The organism is Mannheimia varigena (assembly GCF_013377235.1).
GTDB lineage: Bacteria > Pseudomonadota > Gammaproteobacteria > Enterobacterales > Pasteurellaceae > Mannheimia > Mannheimia varigena.
Genome location: NZ_CP016226.1, coordinates 1,231,140 through 1,247,861, shown reverse-complemented (window position 1 = coordinate 1,247,861; position 16,722 = coordinate 1,231,140). Strand labels below are relative to the sequence as shown.

Here is a 16,722-nt window from a genome sequence, read left to right as displayed (position 1 = left end):
TTGTTAAAGCATAAAAAAGCCCGTTGAGTTAAATCAACGGGCTTTTTGCTTTATAGGTTATGGATTATTTCTTACGGGAATGTAAGCCTTTTTTCTCTAAGTTACGGTAAATTAACCATTGTTGGGCAATAGTGATTAAGTTTGATGTTAACCAGTAAAGTACTAAGCCTGATGGGAACCATAAGAAGAATACAGTAAAGATCACCGGCATAAAGTTCATTACTTTCTGTTGCATAGGATCAGCCACCGGCGTTGGCGACATTTTTTGTAACAAGAACATCGAAGCACCCATTAATAGAGGTAGGATGTAGTAAGGGTCTTGCGCTGACAAGTCTTGAATCCAACCGAAGAATGGTGCGTGGCGTAATTCTACCGCTTCCATAAATGTCCAATATAATGCAATAAAAATTGGCATTTGGATTAAAATTGGTAAACAGCCACCCATTGGGTTTACTTTTTCTTCTTTGTAGAGCTTCATCATCTCTTGGCTCATTCGTTGGCGGTCGTCACCAAAACGCTCACGCATTTCTTGGATTTTCGGCTGTAACATGCGCATTTTTGCCATTGAGGTATATTGTGCTTTGGTTAGTGGATAAAGCAAAGTTTTCACAACAATGGTTACACCAATAATTGCTAAGCCCCAGTTGGTAACAATTTTTTGAATCGCGGTTAATAACCAGAACAACGGCTTAGCAATAAACCATGCCCAACCGTAATCTACAGTTAAGTCTAAGTGATTTGCCGCTTCTTCCATCTCTTTTTGATCTTTAGAGCCTGTCCAAAGTTTACTGCTTAAATTTGCTTCAGAGTTTGGGGCAATTGTTGTTAATGGACCACGGTAACCAATGGTTGCAACACCATTATTGGTGCGAGAGTAAAGGTTATTATCTGCATCTTGATTTGGCACCCAAGCAGAAACGAAGTAGTGTTGTAACACCGCAATCCAACCTGCTTTGGTATCAACGCTTAAATTCGCTTTTTCCATATCTTGGAAGCTGTATTTTTTGTAGTTAGTTTCTGAAGAAGAGAAAGCACCACCTGTATAAGTTGGCATTGTTAAACTACCAGAACTTTCAACCATAGAATGTTTTAACTGACCATAAGGTTGAACCTCAATAGCTTCTGCAGTGTTATTTTTAATATTGAAGTTTACGCCAACATCATAGCTACCACGTTTTAATGTGAAGGTTTTGGTATAAACTACACCATCTTTCTCAAATGTTAATGGAACAGAAAGTTCATTTTGGCCATCTGCTAATTTGAAACTATCCGCTGTTACTGCATATTGTGGACGCCCTGCATTAGTATCAATCCCATTTTTACCTACTAAGCCACTTTGAGCTACATAGGTTTTAGTACCATCTTGCTGTAATAATTTGAATGGTGTGCTTGAGTTTAATTCTGCATTGTGTTTCAATAAATCTGAACCAACTACATCACCACCTAAGGTATCAATAGTTAGGCGTAACACATCGCTTTCTACCGTAATGGTTTTGCCTTGCGTGATGCTGTCTGCAATTGGATTATTGGCATTAGAAGCTGCTGGTACATCACCCGCCTGTTGCTGGGTTTGAGCTGCCGCTTGAGCCTGTTTTTGAGCTTGAATTTCAGGGTTAAAATCTTGCTGCCACTGTGTAAAAATAAGCACAGACACAAGAAGCAAACCCATTAGCAGTAAGCCACGATTATTCATTTTGAAGTTCTCTTGTTAGTAATGGATAAAAAGAAAGGTATTTTATAATAGGTTGGCGTGTTTTCCAAACGCCTTTTATAAACAAGCGGTCGGATTTAATCAAAGTTTTGCAAAATTCTCTGAAAATCCGACCGCTTGTTGCGAATAAGAAATTAACGTTTATCTAAGGTTTTGGTGGAAAGACGAGCCACCGCACACAGGTTGCCTTGTTCGTCTTTAATATCAATATTCCACACCTGCACTTCACGCCCTAATTTCAGCGGCGTTGCCCGTGCAATCGCTTTTGTTCCGGCAGGGATTGATTTTAAATGGCTGATATTCAGCTCCATTCCCACCGCAATTTGATGTGCCTCACACACCATTAACGCCCCTGCATTCGCCGTTGTTTCGGCTAAAGCGGCTGAAACGCCCCCGTGCAAGACGCCAAACGGTTGTTGGGTACGCTCATCTACTATCAGCTCAGCTTCAATCCAATCTTCGCCGATGGCGGTAAATTCGATCCCTAAATGTGCTACCGCCGATTTATGGCTAAGTGTGTTTAATTGTTCGCAAGTTGCAGTTTGTTTCCAAATGGTCATTACTATTTCCCTATTAATAAAAAAGCTGTCTATTTAAATCACTTCAAGTAATGCCTGAACAGGGTGCTTAATCCGTTGTTGTTCAAAGCGTTTGACTTGTGAGCGGCAGGAGTAACCGGTAGCTAAACAGCGTTCGAGCGGTTTGCCGTTGAGTTTGTTCTGCCAAGATTGTTCGTAAATCGCTTTGGACATCGCCAAATGTTTGGTTTCATGCCCGAATGTGCCTGCCATTCCACAGCAACCAACATTTTCCGCCACTAATGTTTCGCCAAAATGGGCGAAAATAGTTTTCCACTCGTTCATTGAGTTGGGAAGTGAAGTGGATTCGGTACAGTGAGCAAATAAATACCATTGCAAGCGGTCGGAATCAGCGGTTTTTTTGCAATTTTCCAACTCACCTTTTTGCATCACCTCTTTCAGCCATTCGTGAGCTAATAACACCTTGAAATCGCCCCGTTGTTCTTTGAGAATATCGTTATATTCTTGGCGGTAAATAAGGGTTAAGGCTGGATCAACCGACACCATTGGTACGCCGAGTTTTGCCACACGGTTTAAGAAATCAGCTTGGTTTTTAGCAGTTTTGGCAAATTTAGCCAAAAAGCCTTTGACGTGCTGAGCTTTTCCGCTTGGTTTGAACGGCAGCACAATCGGCTTAAAGCCGAGTTTTTGCGTGAGGGCGACAAAATCCGCCACCACTTTAGCATCGTAATAAGAGGTAAACGGATCTTGCACGATAAATAGCATTTTGCGATTTTCTGCAGAAAATTGACCGCTTGCAGCCTGCTGTTCAAGGCTTTCCAAACTCTCGCCTTGATAGCCGATTTCCACCAACTGATGTTGTAGATTTGGCACAGACAGTGCTGGCAGATAAGTCATTCCTAACGTTTTATTTGCCGCGGTTTCCGCTAGTTTTGATGTGCTGAAAAAGTTAAAAAACTGCGGTTTTTTCGCCATTATTGGGGCAATAAATTCCAAATTCGACACCACATAATCTTTCAGCGGACGCAAATAGCGGCTGTGGTAAAGCTCGTTAAATTGCGATCTAAAAGTCGGCACATCAATTTTGATCGGACACTGGCTGGCACAGGCTTTGCAAGCAAGGCAGGTATCCATTGCTGCTTTCACTTCGTGGGAGAAATCGTACTCTTTCTTTTTGTTGAGCGAGTTTCGCACTTTGGCGACAAAATCGGTAAGCGAGGCGGTTTTGTTGTTAGCGTTGAAGATCAAATCATTCGGATCAACTTTTTTCTCCGCTAACAAACGCAGCCATTCTCGCACTAAGGTCGCTCGCCCTTTCGGCGAATAGAGGCGGTTGCCCGACACTTTCATCGACGGACACATTGTGCTGTGAACATCAAAGTTAAAGCACAAGCCGTTGCCATTGCAATTCATCGCACCTTTAAATTCCTCACGCACTTGAATTGGAATTTGGCGGTCAAAATCGGCTCGCATTTGTGAATCAATCGGGTAGAGTTCAGCCTCGTTTTCTAGCGGCGTACAGATTTTGCCCGGATTTAAGCGGTTGTGCGGATCGAACAAGGTTTTGATGTAACGAAGCTCTTTCCACAAGGTTTCACCGAAGAAACGCTCGCCATAATAGGAACGCATTCCTTTACCGTGTTCGCCCCAAATCAAGCCGCCGTACTTGGCGGTGAGTTCGACCACTTGGTTGGAAATTTGCTTGAAGGTTTCTACTTGGGCTTTGTCGCAGAGATCTAACGCCGGGCGAACGTGTAACACGCCTGCATCCACGTGTCCGAACATTCCGTATGATAAATTGTGGCTATCTAATAATGCACGGAACTCTGCGATATAATCAGCTAAGTTTTCCGGCGGCACTGCGGTATCTTCCACAAAGGCAATCGGCTTTGCCCAACCTTTGGCGTTGCCAAGCAAGCCCACCGCTTTTTTCCGCATTGCGTAGATTTTTTCAATCGATCCCACATCGCTTGTGAGCTGATAGCCGATAATTCCCGCCTCGTGACTTGCTATTTTTTTATCCAAACTGTCGCATAAGGCTTTCACTTGAGCTTCAATTTGAGCCTGGCCGTTCGAGGCATATTCCACAATATTAATGCCTAAGATTGGGTTGTTTGGATCTTCGGTGAGCAAATCCGCTACCGAATGCCACACAATATCTTGCTTGGCAAGGTTCAGCACTTTGGAGTCCACAGTTTCCACCGACAGAGCATTCGCCTCCAACATAAACGGGGCGGAGCGAAGGGCGGCATCGAACGAGTTGTATTTTATATTGATGAGCGTGCGGTGTTTTGGAATCGGCAGTAGATTGAGTTTCGCCTCACAAATAAACGCAAGCGAGCCTTCCGAGCCGGTTAAGATTCGGGTGAGGTTAAATTCGCTTTCGTCATCATTAAAGACATTTTTCAGATCGTAGCCGGTAATAAAGCGGTTTAGTTGTGGCAATTCGCTCAACACGGTCGGGCGGAGGGTTTTGCAACGGCTGAACACCTCTCGGTGCAAGGTTTTGCCGAGTTCAGACAGGTTAAGTTTCTCAATATTTGCAAAAAAATCGTCTGATTTGACCGCTTGCGTTTCTAAAATCTCACCATTTATTAGCACCGATTTGATCGCCAAAATATGGGCGGAGGTTTTGCCGTATTGTAGCGAGCCTTGCCCGGAAGCATCGGTATTGATCATTCCGCCCAGCGTGGCACGGTTACTGGTAGAAAGCTCAGGCGAAAAGAATAAGCCGTGTGGTTTTAAAAATTGGTTGAGCTGATCTTTCACCACGCCCGCTTGCACACGCACCCAACGCTCTTCCACATTGAGCTCCAAAATCTGGTTCATGTGGCGGGAGAGATCCACAATAATATTGTTATTCAGCGATTGCCCGTTTGTACCCGTGCCACCACCGCGAGGGGTGAAAGTAAGTTGTTGGTATTCAGGTTTTTGGGCGAGTTTGGTAAGGATCACCACATCAGAGACAGATTTTGGGAATAGGATCGCTTGCGGAATTTGCTGATAAACGCTGTTATCGGTTGCAAGTGAAAGCCTATCAGCATAGTGGGAGGCTATATCGCCACTAAAATGCTGATTTATTAGTTCGTCTAGATAAGAGAGTATAATTTTATCTAATTGGGGGATGCTAGATAGTCTTGGAATCATAGTCGTGTTTGCTATTATAATGTGTTAGATAAGATGAAATGTTAGTTATATTAGCAAGATTTAGAACAATTTGAAATGGAAGTGGTGAGTTTAAAATTTGTTCAAAAATAGCTTAATTGATTAAAAAATAATCTAAACTGTACGTTTCTATATATTTATTTAGGAAAAAATAATTGATTTTTAGAAAATGAAGACAGATAATGAAACTATTCTTGCTCATTTTAGGAACAAGAATGGTACTCAGGTGTGAAAATTGTACAAAAATATTCTACTTTTAGGTAATTTTTTGTATAATAGCCCTGACATTAGCTATCTTGCTTCTTAATTGTTGAAGCATAAAGTTAAAGTTTTAGTACTTAAAGTATTAAGAGTTTATTTTAATCGATGACAATATTTAAGAGGATCATCAAAATGAAAAAAACATTAGTTGCATTAGCAGTATTATCTGCAGCGGCAGTAGCTCAAGCAGCTCCACAAGCTAACACTTTCTATGCAGGTGCTAAAGCAGGTTGGGCATCATTCCATCACGGTACTAAACAATTTGATAGTGCTCGTGCGGGTGAACGTTATTCTAACGATACAACTAATTACGGTATCAACCGTAACTCTGTAACTTACGGTGTGTTCGGTGGTTACCAAATCTTAAACCAAAACAATTTTGGTTTAGCTACAGAATTAGGCTATGACTATTTTGGTCGCGTACGTGGTAATAACGGTGATGAGCGTGCAGTTAAACACACTGCTCACGGTGCACACTTAAGCTTAAAACCAAGCTACGAAATTGCTCCTAACTTAGATGCATTCGGTCGTGTTGGCGTTGCTTTAGTTCGTAATGATTATAAAGCATATGGTGTAGCAGAAGATGAGAATGGTAACCCTGCAACAGCTAAAGCACATAACTTAAAACCTTCTTTAGTTTTAGGTGGTGGTTTAGAATACGCAATTACTCCAGAATTAGCAGCACGTGTTGAATATCAATGGTTAAGCAAAGCTGGTAACTATGCTAAAGCAACTCGTAAAGCTGGTAATGAGCAATTTGTTAAATATAGCCCAGATATTCACTCAGTATCTGCAGGTTTATCATACCGCTTCGGTCAAGGTGTAGCACCAGTTGAAGCACCAGAAGTTGTAACTAAGAACTTTGCATTCAGCTCAGATGTTTTATTTGATTTCGGTAAATCAAGCTTAAAACCAGCTGCAGCAACAGCTTTAGATGCAGCACATACAGAAATCAGTAACTTAGGTTTAGCTAACCCAGCAGTACAAGTTAATGGTTACACAGACCGTATTGGTAAAGAAGCAGCAAACTTAAAACTTTCTCAACGTCGTGCAGAAACAGTAGCTAACTACATCGTTTCTAAAGGCACTAACCCAGCTAACGTAACAGCTGTAGGTTACGGTGAAGCAAATCCAGTAACTGGCAACACTTGTGATGCAGTTAAAGGTCGTAAAGCATTAATCGCTTGCTTAGCACCAGACCGTCGTGTTGAGATCCAAGTTCAAGGTTCAAAAGAAGTAACTATGTAATATAGTTAATCTATAAGAATAAAAATACCCACCTAGTGTGGGTATTTTTATTTAATTTACATTTTGAAAATTGAGAGTTTATTGTCTTACTATATACTATTTGATAGAATAAAAAATGTCAGTTCTCCACTCAACTTTTTAACTTTAAGTGTAGATAATGGCTTATTTATTTTAAGATGTATGTTATAGAATATAATTAAATCAATTGTTATATTAAAGGACTATTAAATGAAAAAAACATTAGTTGCATTAGCAGTATTATCAACTGCAGCAGTAGTACAAGCTGCTCCACAAGCTAACACTTTCTACGCTGGTGCTAAAGCTGGTTGGGCATCATTTCACGATGGTTTAACTCAATTTGATCACAAAGATGGCGGTAAATTTGGTATCAACCGTAATTCAGTAACCTACGGTGTTTTTGGTGGTTACCAAATTTTAAACCAAAATAATGTTGGTTTAGCGGTTGAACTAGGTTATGACTACTTTGGTCGTGTACGTGGTAATGTAGGCGAAGACAAAGCAGTTAAACATGTTGCTCATGGTACTCACCTAAGTTTAAAACCAAGTTATGAAGTTGCTCCTAACTTAGATGTTTATGGTAAAGTAGGTGCTGCGTTAGTTCGTAATGATTATAAAGGCTATAATAACGGTTCTACAGTTAACTACGAAGGTCAGCGCGCTCATAATTTAAAAACCTCGTTATTATTAGGTGCTGGTTTAGAGTATGCAATTACTCCTGAGTTAGCGGCTCGTGTTGAATATCAATACTTAAATCGTGTTGGTAATTTAGATAAAGCTCGTGATAAAGCAAACTTAAACTGGATTAACTCACAATATAGCCCAGATATCCACTCAGTATCTGCTGGTTTAACATACCGTTTCGGTCAAGGTGCAGCACCAGTTGAGCCAACAGTTGAAACTAAAAACTTCTCTTTCAGCTCAGACGTCTTATTTGATTTTGCTAAATCAAGCTTAAAACCAGCTGCAGCAGCTTCTTTAGATGCAGCTCATACTGAAATTCAAAATTTAGGTTTAGCTAACCCAGCTATCCAAGTTAATGGTTATACAGACCGTATCGGTAAAGATGCAGCAAATTTAAAACTTTCTCAACGTCGTGCAGAAACAGTAGCTAACTATATCGTTTCTAAAGGTACTAATCCAGCGAATGTAACAGCGGTAGGTTATGGTGAAGCAAACCCGGTAACTGGTAACACGTGTGATGCAGTTAAAGGTCGTAAAGCATTAATCGCTTGTTTAGCACCAGATCGTCGTGTTGAAATCCAAGTTCAAGGTTCAAAAGAAGTAACTATGTAATAATATAGTGCTTTAATTGCAAAATTGAATGAAAAAATGCCCGCTTATTAGCGGGCATTTTGCTTTTATAATTATTTTAATAAATCTCGTAAACTTGACTTCATTTTCGCGACTTGTTCTAAATAAAGTTGCTTATTTTCTAGTTCGTCAGTAAGCTGCATAATTGCTTTAGATAACGTAAGTCCTTGGCTTTTGGCATATTTTGATAGTCTTAACCAACTTGAGTACTCTAAATCAATTGATTTTTTCTTAGTCGTCTGTTTTTCCGCGTTAAAGAAGCGTTTTCGTTTAGCTCGTACAGATTGGCGCATTTTTTTTCGTTGCTCGGGTGTCATTTCTGACTTAATCCATTTTTCGACTTCTTCTGGGGAATCCTGTAATGTGGAGAGAAGCTGAACTTTAAGATCGATTAAGCTTTGCTCTCTATGTTTAGTAATGTTTTCACCTTCTCTATGCTTTTTGAGGAGATATTTCCATTTCCAAGTAGTTTCTTGTGTAGTGAGTTTTTGATATCGCATAATCGTAAATAGTGGTAGGAATAAATAAGCTATATTTAGCAAGTATAGCGGAATTCGGTATAATAAACCAAATTTTCAATAACGAGGTAAATTTGTGACCATTTCTTTACTTAGTCATCAGCAATTAATTATACAGAATGATTTTTCCAACTTAGGTAATATAAACTCTTTTCTTGATTTCCAACCACGAGCAAAGCAAGCATTAATGCAGTTTTCACAAGCCGAGTCTGGTTCCTTGCTTGTGCTAAAATCTGAGCTTTTTCCTGAATTTATTAATGAAGTGAGTACCTACCTAAAGCAAAGTGATCCAAGTGTCTCTGTTATCAGTAAAATGGATTTTAATAAGAATAGTTTATTTGGGTACCATCTTTTTTTGGAAAGAGAACACAAAACTGAATATGTGCGAGGCGCTCTCCAAGAGGCAAATAATGGCATTTTAATTATTAATATAAACGCATTATTGTTAGATATTACGCAATGGGATAAATTAAAGCAGGCGTTACTTCTCGGCGAATATGAGCCGCACTCTGTGAATTATTCGCCTCATTTATTAGCGAAGGAAAAATCAAGTTTCAAATTAATTTTGGTTGGCGAGAGAGAGGATATTTCAACCTTATCAGCCTATGATGATAGTTTATATCAGGTTGCACAATATACAGAAGTGAAATCTTATTTATCATTAAATAATAATATTGAACAATGGGCGAGCTATGTACAAACTTATGCTAAGCAACTGCTCAATAAAAAATTAAGCCAAGAAGCGTTAAATCAGTTTCTCCAAGCTTACATTAGAGAGAGTGAAAGCCGAGAGCTTATCTCTATTTCCCCGACATTGTTAAAAAAGCATTTATTAGGGATTCAGAATTTTTATGCTGATTCTAGTAGCGATATTGTGGATGTGAAAAGCTATTTCGATTATTTAGAGCAACAATCTTCAATTTTAAATGAATATACGGTAGACGATATTCTGGGTAATCAGCTCTATATAGAAACAGAAGGTGAAGAAATCGGACAGATAAATGGTTTATCTGTGATTGAGTTTGAAGGCATTCCACATAGTTTTGGGGAGCCTCTGCGTATAAGTTGTAATGTGCAATATGGTGAAGGTGAGATACAGGACATTGAACGCAAGGTTGAACTAGGGGGTAATATTCACTCGAAAGGGATTATTCTTGCACAATCCTGCTTAGTAAACTTGTTAGAACTACCAACACAATTACCATTTTCAGCCTCAATTGCTTTTGAGCAGTCTTATGGCGAAGTTGATGGAGATAGTTCCTCTCTTGCTATTTTTAATGTGCTAGTGAGTGCGTTAGCTAAGATTGCTTTACCACAATCTGTTGCGGTAACTGGAGCTATTGATCAATTTGGGAATGTGTTAAGTGTTGGTGGTGTAAATCAGAAAATTGAAGGATTTTTTAAGATTTGTAAAGCCCGCCAATTGACTGGAAAACAAGGTGTAATTATCCCTGCCTCGTGCCTTAGCCATTTAAGTTTAAAAGAGGACGTGTTGGATGCGGTAGAGCTAGGTCGCTTCCACATTTGGACTGTAGAGAATGTGTTTGATGCAATCGAAATTTTATTTGGTCGTGATTTCTATAAGGATGAGAGCTCAACTAAATCAAATCAAACGGCTTTATTTACCTTGATCCATCAACAGTTAGAAGATAAAGATAATACAGAGACAAGCGGTTCATTTTTGAGAAGAATTTGCAAAAAGTTATGTTTTAACTGATCCGACAAGTCAGCTTACACCTGTTCACTGAAATAAAAGTCTGTTACTATCCAACTAAGTTATCAAGTATTGATATAACAGGCTTTTTTCTATTTACGGGATTTTAAAAATAATGAACAGTTGTACACCAATTATTAAACCAAGCTATTCTTATGAAGAACTTTTACTGTCAGGTAAAGGCGAATTATTTGGCGAGAAGGGGCCGCAACTACCTGCTCCGCCAATGTTAATGATGGATCGCATCATTGAAATGAATCAAGAAAAAGGCAATTTTGAAAAAGGCTATATTGAAGCAGAATTCGATATCAAGCCAGACTTGTGGTTCTTTAATTGCCATTTTATTAATGATCCTGTTATGCCTGGTTGCTTAGGTTTAGATGCGATGTGGCAATTAGTTGGCTTCTATCTTGGTTGGATTGGTGGTGAAGGTAAAGGCCGAGCATTAGGTGTGGGTGAGGTAAAGTTTACAGGTCAAATTTTACCAACAGCGAAGAAAGTAACTTACCGCATTCATATGAAACGTGTAGTAAACCGTAAATTGGTAATGGGTGTAGCTGATGGTGAAGTAGAAGTTGATGGCAGAGTCATCTACACAGCAACGGATTTAAAAGTAGGCTTATTCCAAGATACTACATCATTCTAATTAATAAAAAACGAGTTGCTCAATAGGCAGCTCGTTTTTTATCTTACTATATTATTGGCGATTCAACCAAGCCATATATTCTGCCGTGCCTTCTGCCACGGTCTTGAATGAGTCAGTGTAGCCTGCTGTACGCAGATTGGTTAAATCCGCTTGGGTAAAGGTTTGGTAGCGGGATTTTAGGTGATCCGGGAATGGGATCGTTTCAATTTCGCCTCTGCCGTGGTATTTGATTACCGCATTCGCCACTTCCTCAAAAGATTCTGCTTTGCCCGTTCCGAGGTTGAAAATGCCTGACACGTCATTTTGCCATGCCCATAAATTCACTTTTGCCACGTCTTCCACATACACGAAATCACGCAAGAATTGTTCAGAACCAGCAAATAATTTTGGGTTTTCGCCTTTGAGCATTTGGTTGTTGAGGTGGAACGCCACGCTCGCCATTGAGCCTTTGTGCTGTTCACGAGGTCCGTAAACGTTGAAGTATTTGAATCCACAAACCGGCGAATCGGCTTCCGGTAAGATGCGGCGGACATATTCGTCAAATAGGAATTTTGAGTATCCGTAGGCATTTAACGGACTTTCAAATTCACGTTTTTCGATGAAATTATCAGAGCGTCCGCCGTAAGTTGCAGCACTTGAGGCATAGAAAAACGGAATTTGGCGGTCTAAACAGAAATGCAATAACTCTTTTGAATATTCGTAGTTATTTTGCATTAAGTATTTGCCATCCCACTCGGTGGTTGCTGAGCAAGCACCTTGGTGGAAGATGGCATCAATCTCACCGAAGTCATCGCCAGCGATGATTGAAGCGATGAAATCTTCTTTATCGCAGTAGTCGGCAATGTCTAAATCTACTAAATTGATAAATTTTTCGCCATTTTTCAGGTTATCTACCACTAAAATATCTTTACGACCGATTTCATTTAACGCTTTGATAATATTGCTGCCGATCATTCCGGCACCACCGGTTACGATAATCATTTTTCTATCCTTTTTAACTGTTCAACTTTATTTATTATGGTTTTATTGCATTGAATTTGCAAATGTTTACGCTTTTTTAACCGCTTGTAGATACTTATTTTGCTCTCGCAATCTGCTTTTTCAGCTTCTGCATTTTTTCTTTAATGCGTTGGCGTTTTAGAGCAGAAATATGATCCACGAATAGCACACCGTTTAGGTGGTCGATCTCATGTTGAATGCAGATTGCAAGCAAACCATCAGCATCAAAAACGATCTCTTCACCTTTGCGGTTCAAGGCTTTGACTTTTAGCTTCTCTTTGCGTGGTACTAACGCTCGGTGACCGGGAATAGAGAGGCAGCCTTCTTCAATACCGGTTTCGCCACAGCTTTCTAAAATTTCAGGGTTAATTAGTACGACTTGATTGTTTTTGTCGCCTTCAATATCAATTGTAATCACACGTTTTAATACGCCCACTTGCGGTGCTGCTAAGCCAATGCCTTCGTGTTCATACATTGTTTCAAACATATCATCAATAAAACGATTTAATTCTTCATCAACCTGTTCTACAGGTTCGCACATTGTTGCAAGCCCTTCATCAGGGTAGAGTACAACCTCTAATACAGCCATTTTTGTGATCTCTCTCGAAAAGTTTAAAAAATTCGTTTGGCTATTTTAAACCTTTTCTTATTATTAGGGAAATGTTGAGGAATAAAAATGGCACATCAATACGATTTATTACGATTATTACAAGTTCCGCAATTTGGTGCACAACGAATTGGGCGATTATTAAGTGAGGTTGATTTTGCTCAATTTTGTGAGTATGACAAATCGCAACTCAAGCAAATGGGTTGGAACGAAAAGCAGATTCATCGTTGGTTCAACCCCGATAAAAACTGGATTGAGCAAGCCCTTACTTGGGCGGAACAGCCGAACAATCAAATCATTACGCTATTTGATGATAGCTATCCGTTTCTGCTTCGGCAAATTTCCACAGCACCACCGCTGCTTTATGTGAAAGGCTGTGTGAAAAGTTTGTCTTTGCCGCAAATTGCGATTGTTGGAAGCCGTGATTATTCCCCCTATGGCGAATATTGGGCAGGGCAGTTTGCTGCTGATTTGGCTCGCAATGATATGGTGGTCACCAGCGGTTTGGCGATTGGGATTGATGGCTTTGCTCATCAGCGAGTAGTAGCAGAAAAAGGGGTAACGATTGCGGTATTAGGCAGTGGGCTAAGCCAAGTTTATCCCGCTCGCCATAAAAAATTAGCCGAGCAGATTGTGGAGCTAGGCGGAGCTTTGGTATCGGAATTTGCTCCCAATCAGCCGCCAGTGGGGGAGAATTTCCCACGCCGAAATCGGATTATCAGCGGTTTGTCGCTCGGCACATTGGTGATCGAAGCCACGCTGAATAGCGGCTCGTTGATTACTGCTCGCTATGCGTTGGAGCAAGGACGAGAAGTGTTTGCTCTACCGAATGGGGTACAAAATCCTTACGCTCAAGGTTGCCATAAATTGATCAAAGACGGAGCCTTGTTAGTGGAGAGTGTGGCGGATATTTTGGAGGCAGTGGCGTATCAACATCAGCCTCAACAAATCAGACTGTTTGATGAAAAACTGCCTGTAAGCCACTCCTTACAAGCGGTGAAAAAACAGGAAAAAGTTGCAAAAAACCCACCAAATCTGACCACTTGCCAGCAGGAGATTTACCAACATATTAGCCTAGAGCCGATTTCGATTGATGATCTTGCCAAAGCCGCGGAAATCAGCGTGGAAAATCTGTTGGTAGAACTGCTTGGGTTGGAATTATCAGGGGCAATCAAGCAGGTGAGTGGCGGTTATGTGATTGCTTGAATCTGTTCCAAACAAAATAAATTCGGAGAAATGTATAAAAGATCGTGGAAAGTCTTGCAGAAAATGATAGAATTTAACGCTTTAAAAATAAATTCTCGATTTTTTATTCATTTTTTAGGTTATATATGGCTACTGAGATTAAAACAAAAAGCCCTGAGCAAGCAGAACAAAATAGGGCAAAAAGTAAAGGTGCAAATACGGCATTATGGGTTGTCGCAGTTGTATTATTAGTGGTGGCTGCAGTAGGTAACGCCTATTTTGCATCGCACTTTTCACTAATCGTTAGAGTTCTTCTATTAGTGGTGTTATTGGTTGGTGCAGTGGCACTGGCAGCAATCACAAATCAAGGCCAAAAAGCGATTCAATTTGCGAAAGAATCTCGCACCGAGCTTCGCAAAATCATTTGGCCAACTCGCCCTGAAGCGACACAAACCACGTTAATTGTATTGGCGGTCTGTGTTGTGGTTGCATTAGTGTTATGGGGCATTGACTCTATTATCGTGGCATTAATTACATTCTTAACAAATTTAAGGTTCTAAAATGAGTGAAGTAGAAGTAAAAGAAACAACCTCTAAACGTTGGTATGTATTACAAGCATTTTCGGGTTTTGAAAACCGTGTAGCGGTGACATTACGTGAATACATCAAACTTCACAAAATGGAAGACCAATTTGGTGAAGTGTTAGTGCCAACCGAAGAAGTGGTTGAAAATGTGGGCGGAAAACGCCGCAAAACCGAGCGTAAATTCTTCCCAGGTTATGTATTGGTTGAAATGGAAATGAACGATGACACGTGGCACTTAGTAAAAAGCGTTCCTCGTGTGATGGGCTTTATTGGTGGTACAGCAGATCGTCCTGCTCCGATTACCAAACGTGAAGCTGATCGTATTTTAAACCGTGTTCAAGAAACGGCAGATAAGCCTCGTCATAGAAAAGAGTTCCAACCAGGTGAAAGCATTCTTGTGACAGAAGGCCCATTTGCAGATTTTACTGGTACAGTTGAAGAAGTGGATTACGAAAAAGGCCGCTTGAAAGTGTCTGTCTCTATCTTTGGTCGTGCAACGCCTGTTGAGCTTGAATTTGGTCAGGTTGAGAAACAGTCTTAATTTAGACAACTTTATTGATAACCCCGCAAATGCGGGGTTTTGTTTTTTATAATTTGTTGTCATTAAAGTGTCATAAATATTGATTAGAATTTGCGGCGGTAACACACCACAACCTATGAGAGGACTTTATGAAAAAACTAACTCAATTGACTTTTTCCGCTATTGCTGTGTTCTGCTTTATGGCATCTGCCAATGCACAACAAGCGGTCGAAAATACGCAAAATTCTGCAAAAGCGAAAAATGTAATTTTATTGATTAGTGATGGTGCAGGAATGCAAACTTGGAATGCTGCCAGTTATTATCGACACGGCACATTAGGTAAGGAAGTTTATGATAAATTTGAGGTGAAACTATTCGCCTCAACTCATTCACTAAATACCTCAAAACAAGCGACCAAAACTGCTGATGGTACAATAAAATTTGATTCTGCAAAATTATGGGGAAATCAAAAATCAAGTAATATATTTAAAGGTGGTCTTGGCAATTATGACGGTTATTTTGACGGTTATGAGTATGCCAGATCTGATGCAACCGACAGTGCTGCAGCAGCAACTGCATTAGCGAGTGGTTATAAAACGTATAACAATGCAATTAACTGGTCGAATGATGATGAGCGATTAAAACATATTGGCGAATATGTAGTAGAAAGCGGTCGCTCGCTAGGAGTTGTGAGTTCAGTACAATGGAGCCACGCAACACCTGCGGGTTTCTTAGCTCATAACCCAAGTCGTAATAATTACGCAGAAATTGGTAAGGAAATTGTTGATTCAGGCTTAGCGACAGTCGTAATGGGAGCAGGGCACCCTTATTTTGATGAAAATGGAAAATCTATTGAGCCTAAAGATGACAAAGCATTCCGCTTTGTTGGCGGTAAAGACACTTGGGAAAAATTAACTTCAGGGCAGACAGACTATCACTTTATTGAAAAGAAAGATGATTTCATTGCTCTTGCCGAAAAACGCCTTGATTTAGGCTCAAAATCCAAAGTATTAGGCACAACTCAAACGGCTTCCACTACGCAATTTAGCCGTAAAGGTCAAACAAGCGGAAACTTGCTTGATAACCAACCAGACTTACCCACAATGACGAAGGGTGCATTGAACTTAGTGAGTCAAAATCCAAATGGCTTTTTCTTAATGGTAGAAGGTGGAGCAGTAGACTGGGCAGCTCACGCCAATAATCTACCCCGTATTATTGAAGAACAGATTGACTTTAACCTTGCCGTTGAAGCAGCGGTTGATTGGGTTGAGAAAAACAGTTCTTGGGAAGAAACCCTTGTAATAGTAACTACCGATCACGGCAACGGCTTACTGGCAGGGCCCGATTCTGATGTTAATCCATACTCGCCAATTATCAATCAAGGAGCTGGAGCGTTACCATTAGTTCGCTGGCATACGGACAACCACACTCGTGAGCTTGTGCCAGTTTATGCCAACGGTGTGGGGGCTGATTTTTTCCACAGCGTTGCTCGCAAAGAGCCGAATTTAGGACGAGTGTATAAGGCTGAGGAAAATAGCCGTAAATATATCGACAATACGCAGATCTTTGATGCCGCTACAAATGCACTAGGCATTGAAACGAGTAAATCAAAGCAGTAACAAGCGGTTCATTTTTAGCAATTTTTTGCAAAACAGAAAATCTGCTTGAAAAACGATCGCTAACTCATTATAAT

General features: G+C 40.3%; 14 protein-coding genes. 8 read left to right on the top strand and 6 right to left on the bottom strand.

What is annotated here, in order from left to right:
• Positions 1-64: 64 nt before the first annotated feature.
• The 3 genes from yidC to ydiJ all read right to left on the bottom strand — a co-directional run bounded on the left by yidC (position 65) and on the right by ydiJ (position 5,397).
• Positions 65-1,693 (bottom strand): membrane protein insertase YidC, encoded by a 1,629-nt coding sequence (gene yidC, locus A6B40_RS05745; protein WP_176671818.1) that lies wholly within the window; start codon positions 1,691-1,693, stop codon positions 65-67.
• Between the two features lie 152 nt (positions 1,694-1,845).
• On the bottom strand, positions 1,846-2,271 hold the full coding sequence (locus tag A6B40_RS05740; RefSeq protein WP_176671817.1) for a hotdog fold thioesterase: 426 nt from the start codon (positions 2,269-2,271) through the stop codon (positions 1,846-1,848).
• A 33-nt stretch (positions 2,272-2,304) separates the two neighbouring features.
• Positions 2,305-5,397, bottom strand: coding sequence for a D-2-hydroxyglutarate dehydrogenase YdiJ (gene ydiJ / locus A6B40_RS05735; protein ID WP_176671816.1), 3,093 nt, complete (start codon positions 5,395-5,397; stop codon positions 2,305-2,307).
• Between the two features lie 411 nt (positions 5,398-5,808).
• Here ydiJ and ompA (A6B40_RS05730) point away from each other — a divergent pair, with 411 nt between their 5' ends.
• Both ompA (A6B40_RS05730) and ompA (A6B40_RS05725) read left to right on the top strand, forming a co-directional pair.
• Entirely contained in the window at positions 5,809-6,924 is a 1,116-nt protein-coding gene (gene ompA, locus A6B40_RS05730) for a porin OmpA (protein WP_176671815.1), read from the top strand.
• Positions 6,925-7,152: 228 nt separating this feature from the next.
• The gene (gene ompA / locus A6B40_RS05725; RefSeq protein WP_112110219.1) at positions 7,153-8,238 is read left to right on the top strand and encodes a porin OmpA; all 1,086 of its coding nucleotides are present in this window, start codon (positions 7,153-7,155) and stop codon (positions 8,236-8,238) included.
• Between the two features lie 71 nt (positions 8,239-8,309).
• Here the strand turns inward: ompA (A6B40_RS05725) and matP are convergent, their stop codons facing one another.
• Positions 8,310-8,756 carry a macrodomain Ter protein MatP gene (gene matP / locus A6B40_RS05720; RefSeq protein WP_025218169.1) on the bottom strand — a complete coding sequence of 149 codons (447 nt, stop codon included), beginning with the start codon at positions 8,754-8,756 and terminating at the stop codon, positions 8,310-8,312.
• A gap of 94 nt (positions 8,757-8,850) precedes the next feature.
• Here matP and A6B40_RS05715 point away from each other — a divergent pair, with 94 nt between their 5' ends.
• Positions 8,851-10,491 (top strand): AAA family ATPase, encoded by a 1,641-nt coding sequence (locus tag A6B40_RS05715; protein WP_176671814.1) that lies wholly within the window; start codon positions 8,851-8,853, stop codon positions 10,489-10,491.
• A gap of 112 nt (positions 10,492-10,603) precedes the next feature.
• The gene (gene fabA / locus A6B40_RS05710; RefSeq protein ID WP_025248322.1) at positions 10,604-11,134 is read left to right on the top strand and encodes a bifunctional 3-hydroxydecanoyl-ACP dehydratase/trans-2-decenoyl-ACP isomerase; all 531 of its coding nucleotides are present in this window, start codon (positions 10,604-10,606) and stop codon (positions 11,132-11,134) included.
• Between the two features lie 51 nt (positions 11,135-11,185).
• Here fabA and rfaD read toward each other — a convergent pair whose 3' ends face one another.
• Positions 11,186-12,115 carry an ADP-glyceromanno-heptose 6-epimerase gene (gene rfaD, locus A6B40_RS05705; RefSeq protein ID WP_176671813.1) on the bottom strand — a complete coding sequence of 310 codons (930 nt, stop codon included), beginning with the start codon at positions 12,113-12,115 and terminating at the stop codon, positions 11,186-11,188.
• Positions 12,116-12,209: 94 nt separating this feature from the next.
• Positions 12,210-12,722 (bottom strand): peptide deformylase, encoded by a 513-nt coding sequence (gene def / locus A6B40_RS05700; protein WP_025218165.1) that lies wholly within the window; start codon positions 12,720-12,722, stop codon positions 12,210-12,212.
• 87 nt (positions 12,723-12,809) lie between these two features.
• Between def and dprA the strand changes: the two genes are divergently transcribed.
• The 4 genes from dprA (at position 12,810) to A6B40_RS05680 (ending at position 16,648) form a co-directional block, all read left to right on the top strand.
• Complete coding sequence (gene dprA, locus A6B40_RS05695; protein ID WP_176671812.1) at positions 12,810-13,946, top strand: DNA-processing protein DprA; 1,137 nt, start codon at positions 12,810-12,812, stop codon at positions 13,944-13,946.
• A 125-nt stretch (positions 13,947-14,071) separates the two neighbouring features.
• Positions 14,072-14,485 carry a preprotein translocase subunit SecE gene (gene secE / locus A6B40_RS05690; protein ID WP_176671811.1) on the top strand — a complete coding sequence of 138 codons (414 nt, stop codon included), beginning with the start codon at positions 14,072-14,074 and terminating at the stop codon, positions 14,483-14,485.
• 1 nt (position 14,486) lies between these two features.
• Positions 14,487-15,050: a transcription termination/antitermination protein NusG gene (nusG, locus tag A6B40_RS05685; RefSeq protein WP_025218162.1), complete on the top strand. Its 564-nt coding sequence runs from the start codon at positions 14,487-14,489 to the stop codon at positions 15,048-15,050.
• A 128-nt stretch (positions 15,051-15,178) separates the two neighbouring features.
• Positions 15,179-16,648, top strand: a complete 1,470-nt coding sequence (locus A6B40_RS05680; RefSeq protein WP_176671810.1) for an alkaline phosphatase — start codon at positions 15,179-15,181, stop codon at positions 16,646-16,648.
• The last annotated feature ends 74 nt before the right edge of the window (positions 16,649-16,722 follow it).

Excerpts from the sequence above, each read along its gene's own strand:
- yidC (WP_176671818.1), bottom strand. The coding sequence starts at position 1,693 with ATGAATAATCGTGGCTTACTGCTAATGGGTTTGCTTCTTGTGTCTGTG.
- A6B40_RS05740 (WP_176671817.1), bottom strand. The coding sequence starts at position 2,271 with ATGACCATTTGGAAACAAACTGCAACTTGCGAACAATTAAACACACTT.
- ydiJ (WP_176671816.1), bottom strand. The coding sequence starts at position 5,397 with ATGATTCCAAGACTATCTAGCATCCCCCAATTAGATAAAATTATACTC.
- ompA (WP_176671815.1), top strand. The coding sequence starts at position 5,809 with ATGAAAAAAACATTAGTTGCATTAGCAGTATTATCTGCAGCGGCAGTA.
- ompA (WP_112110219.1), top strand. The coding sequence starts at position 7,153 with ATGAAAAAAACATTAGTTGCATTAGCAGTATTATCAACTGCAGCAGTA.
- matP (WP_025218169.1), bottom strand. The coding sequence starts at position 8,756 with ATGCGATATCAAAAACTCACTACACAAGAAACTACTTGGAAATGGAAA.
- fabA (WP_025248322.1), top strand. The coding sequence starts at position 10,604 with ATGAACAGTTGTACACCAATTATTAAACCAAGCTATTCTTATGAAGAA.
- rfaD (WP_176671813.1), bottom strand. The coding sequence starts at position 12,115 with ATGATTATCGTAACCGGTGGTGCCGGAATGATCGGCAGCAATATTATC.
- def (WP_025218165.1), bottom strand. The coding sequence starts at position 12,722 with ATGGCTGTATTAGAGGTTGTACTCTACCCTGATGAAGGGCTTGCAACA.
- dprA (WP_176671812.1), top strand. The coding sequence starts at position 12,810 with ATGGCACATCAATACGATTTATTACGATTATTACAAGTTCCGCAATTT.
- secE (WP_176671811.1), top strand. The coding sequence starts at position 14,072 with ATGGCTACTGAGATTAAAACAAAAAGCCCTGAGCAAGCAGAACAAAAT.
- nusG (WP_025218162.1), top strand. The coding sequence starts at position 14,487 with ATGAGTGAAGTAGAAGTAAAAGAAACAACCTCTAAACGTTGGTATGTA.
- A6B40_RS05680 (WP_176671810.1), top strand. The coding sequence starts at position 15,179 with ATGAAAAAACTAACTCAATTGACTTTTTCCGCTATTGCTGTGTTCTGC.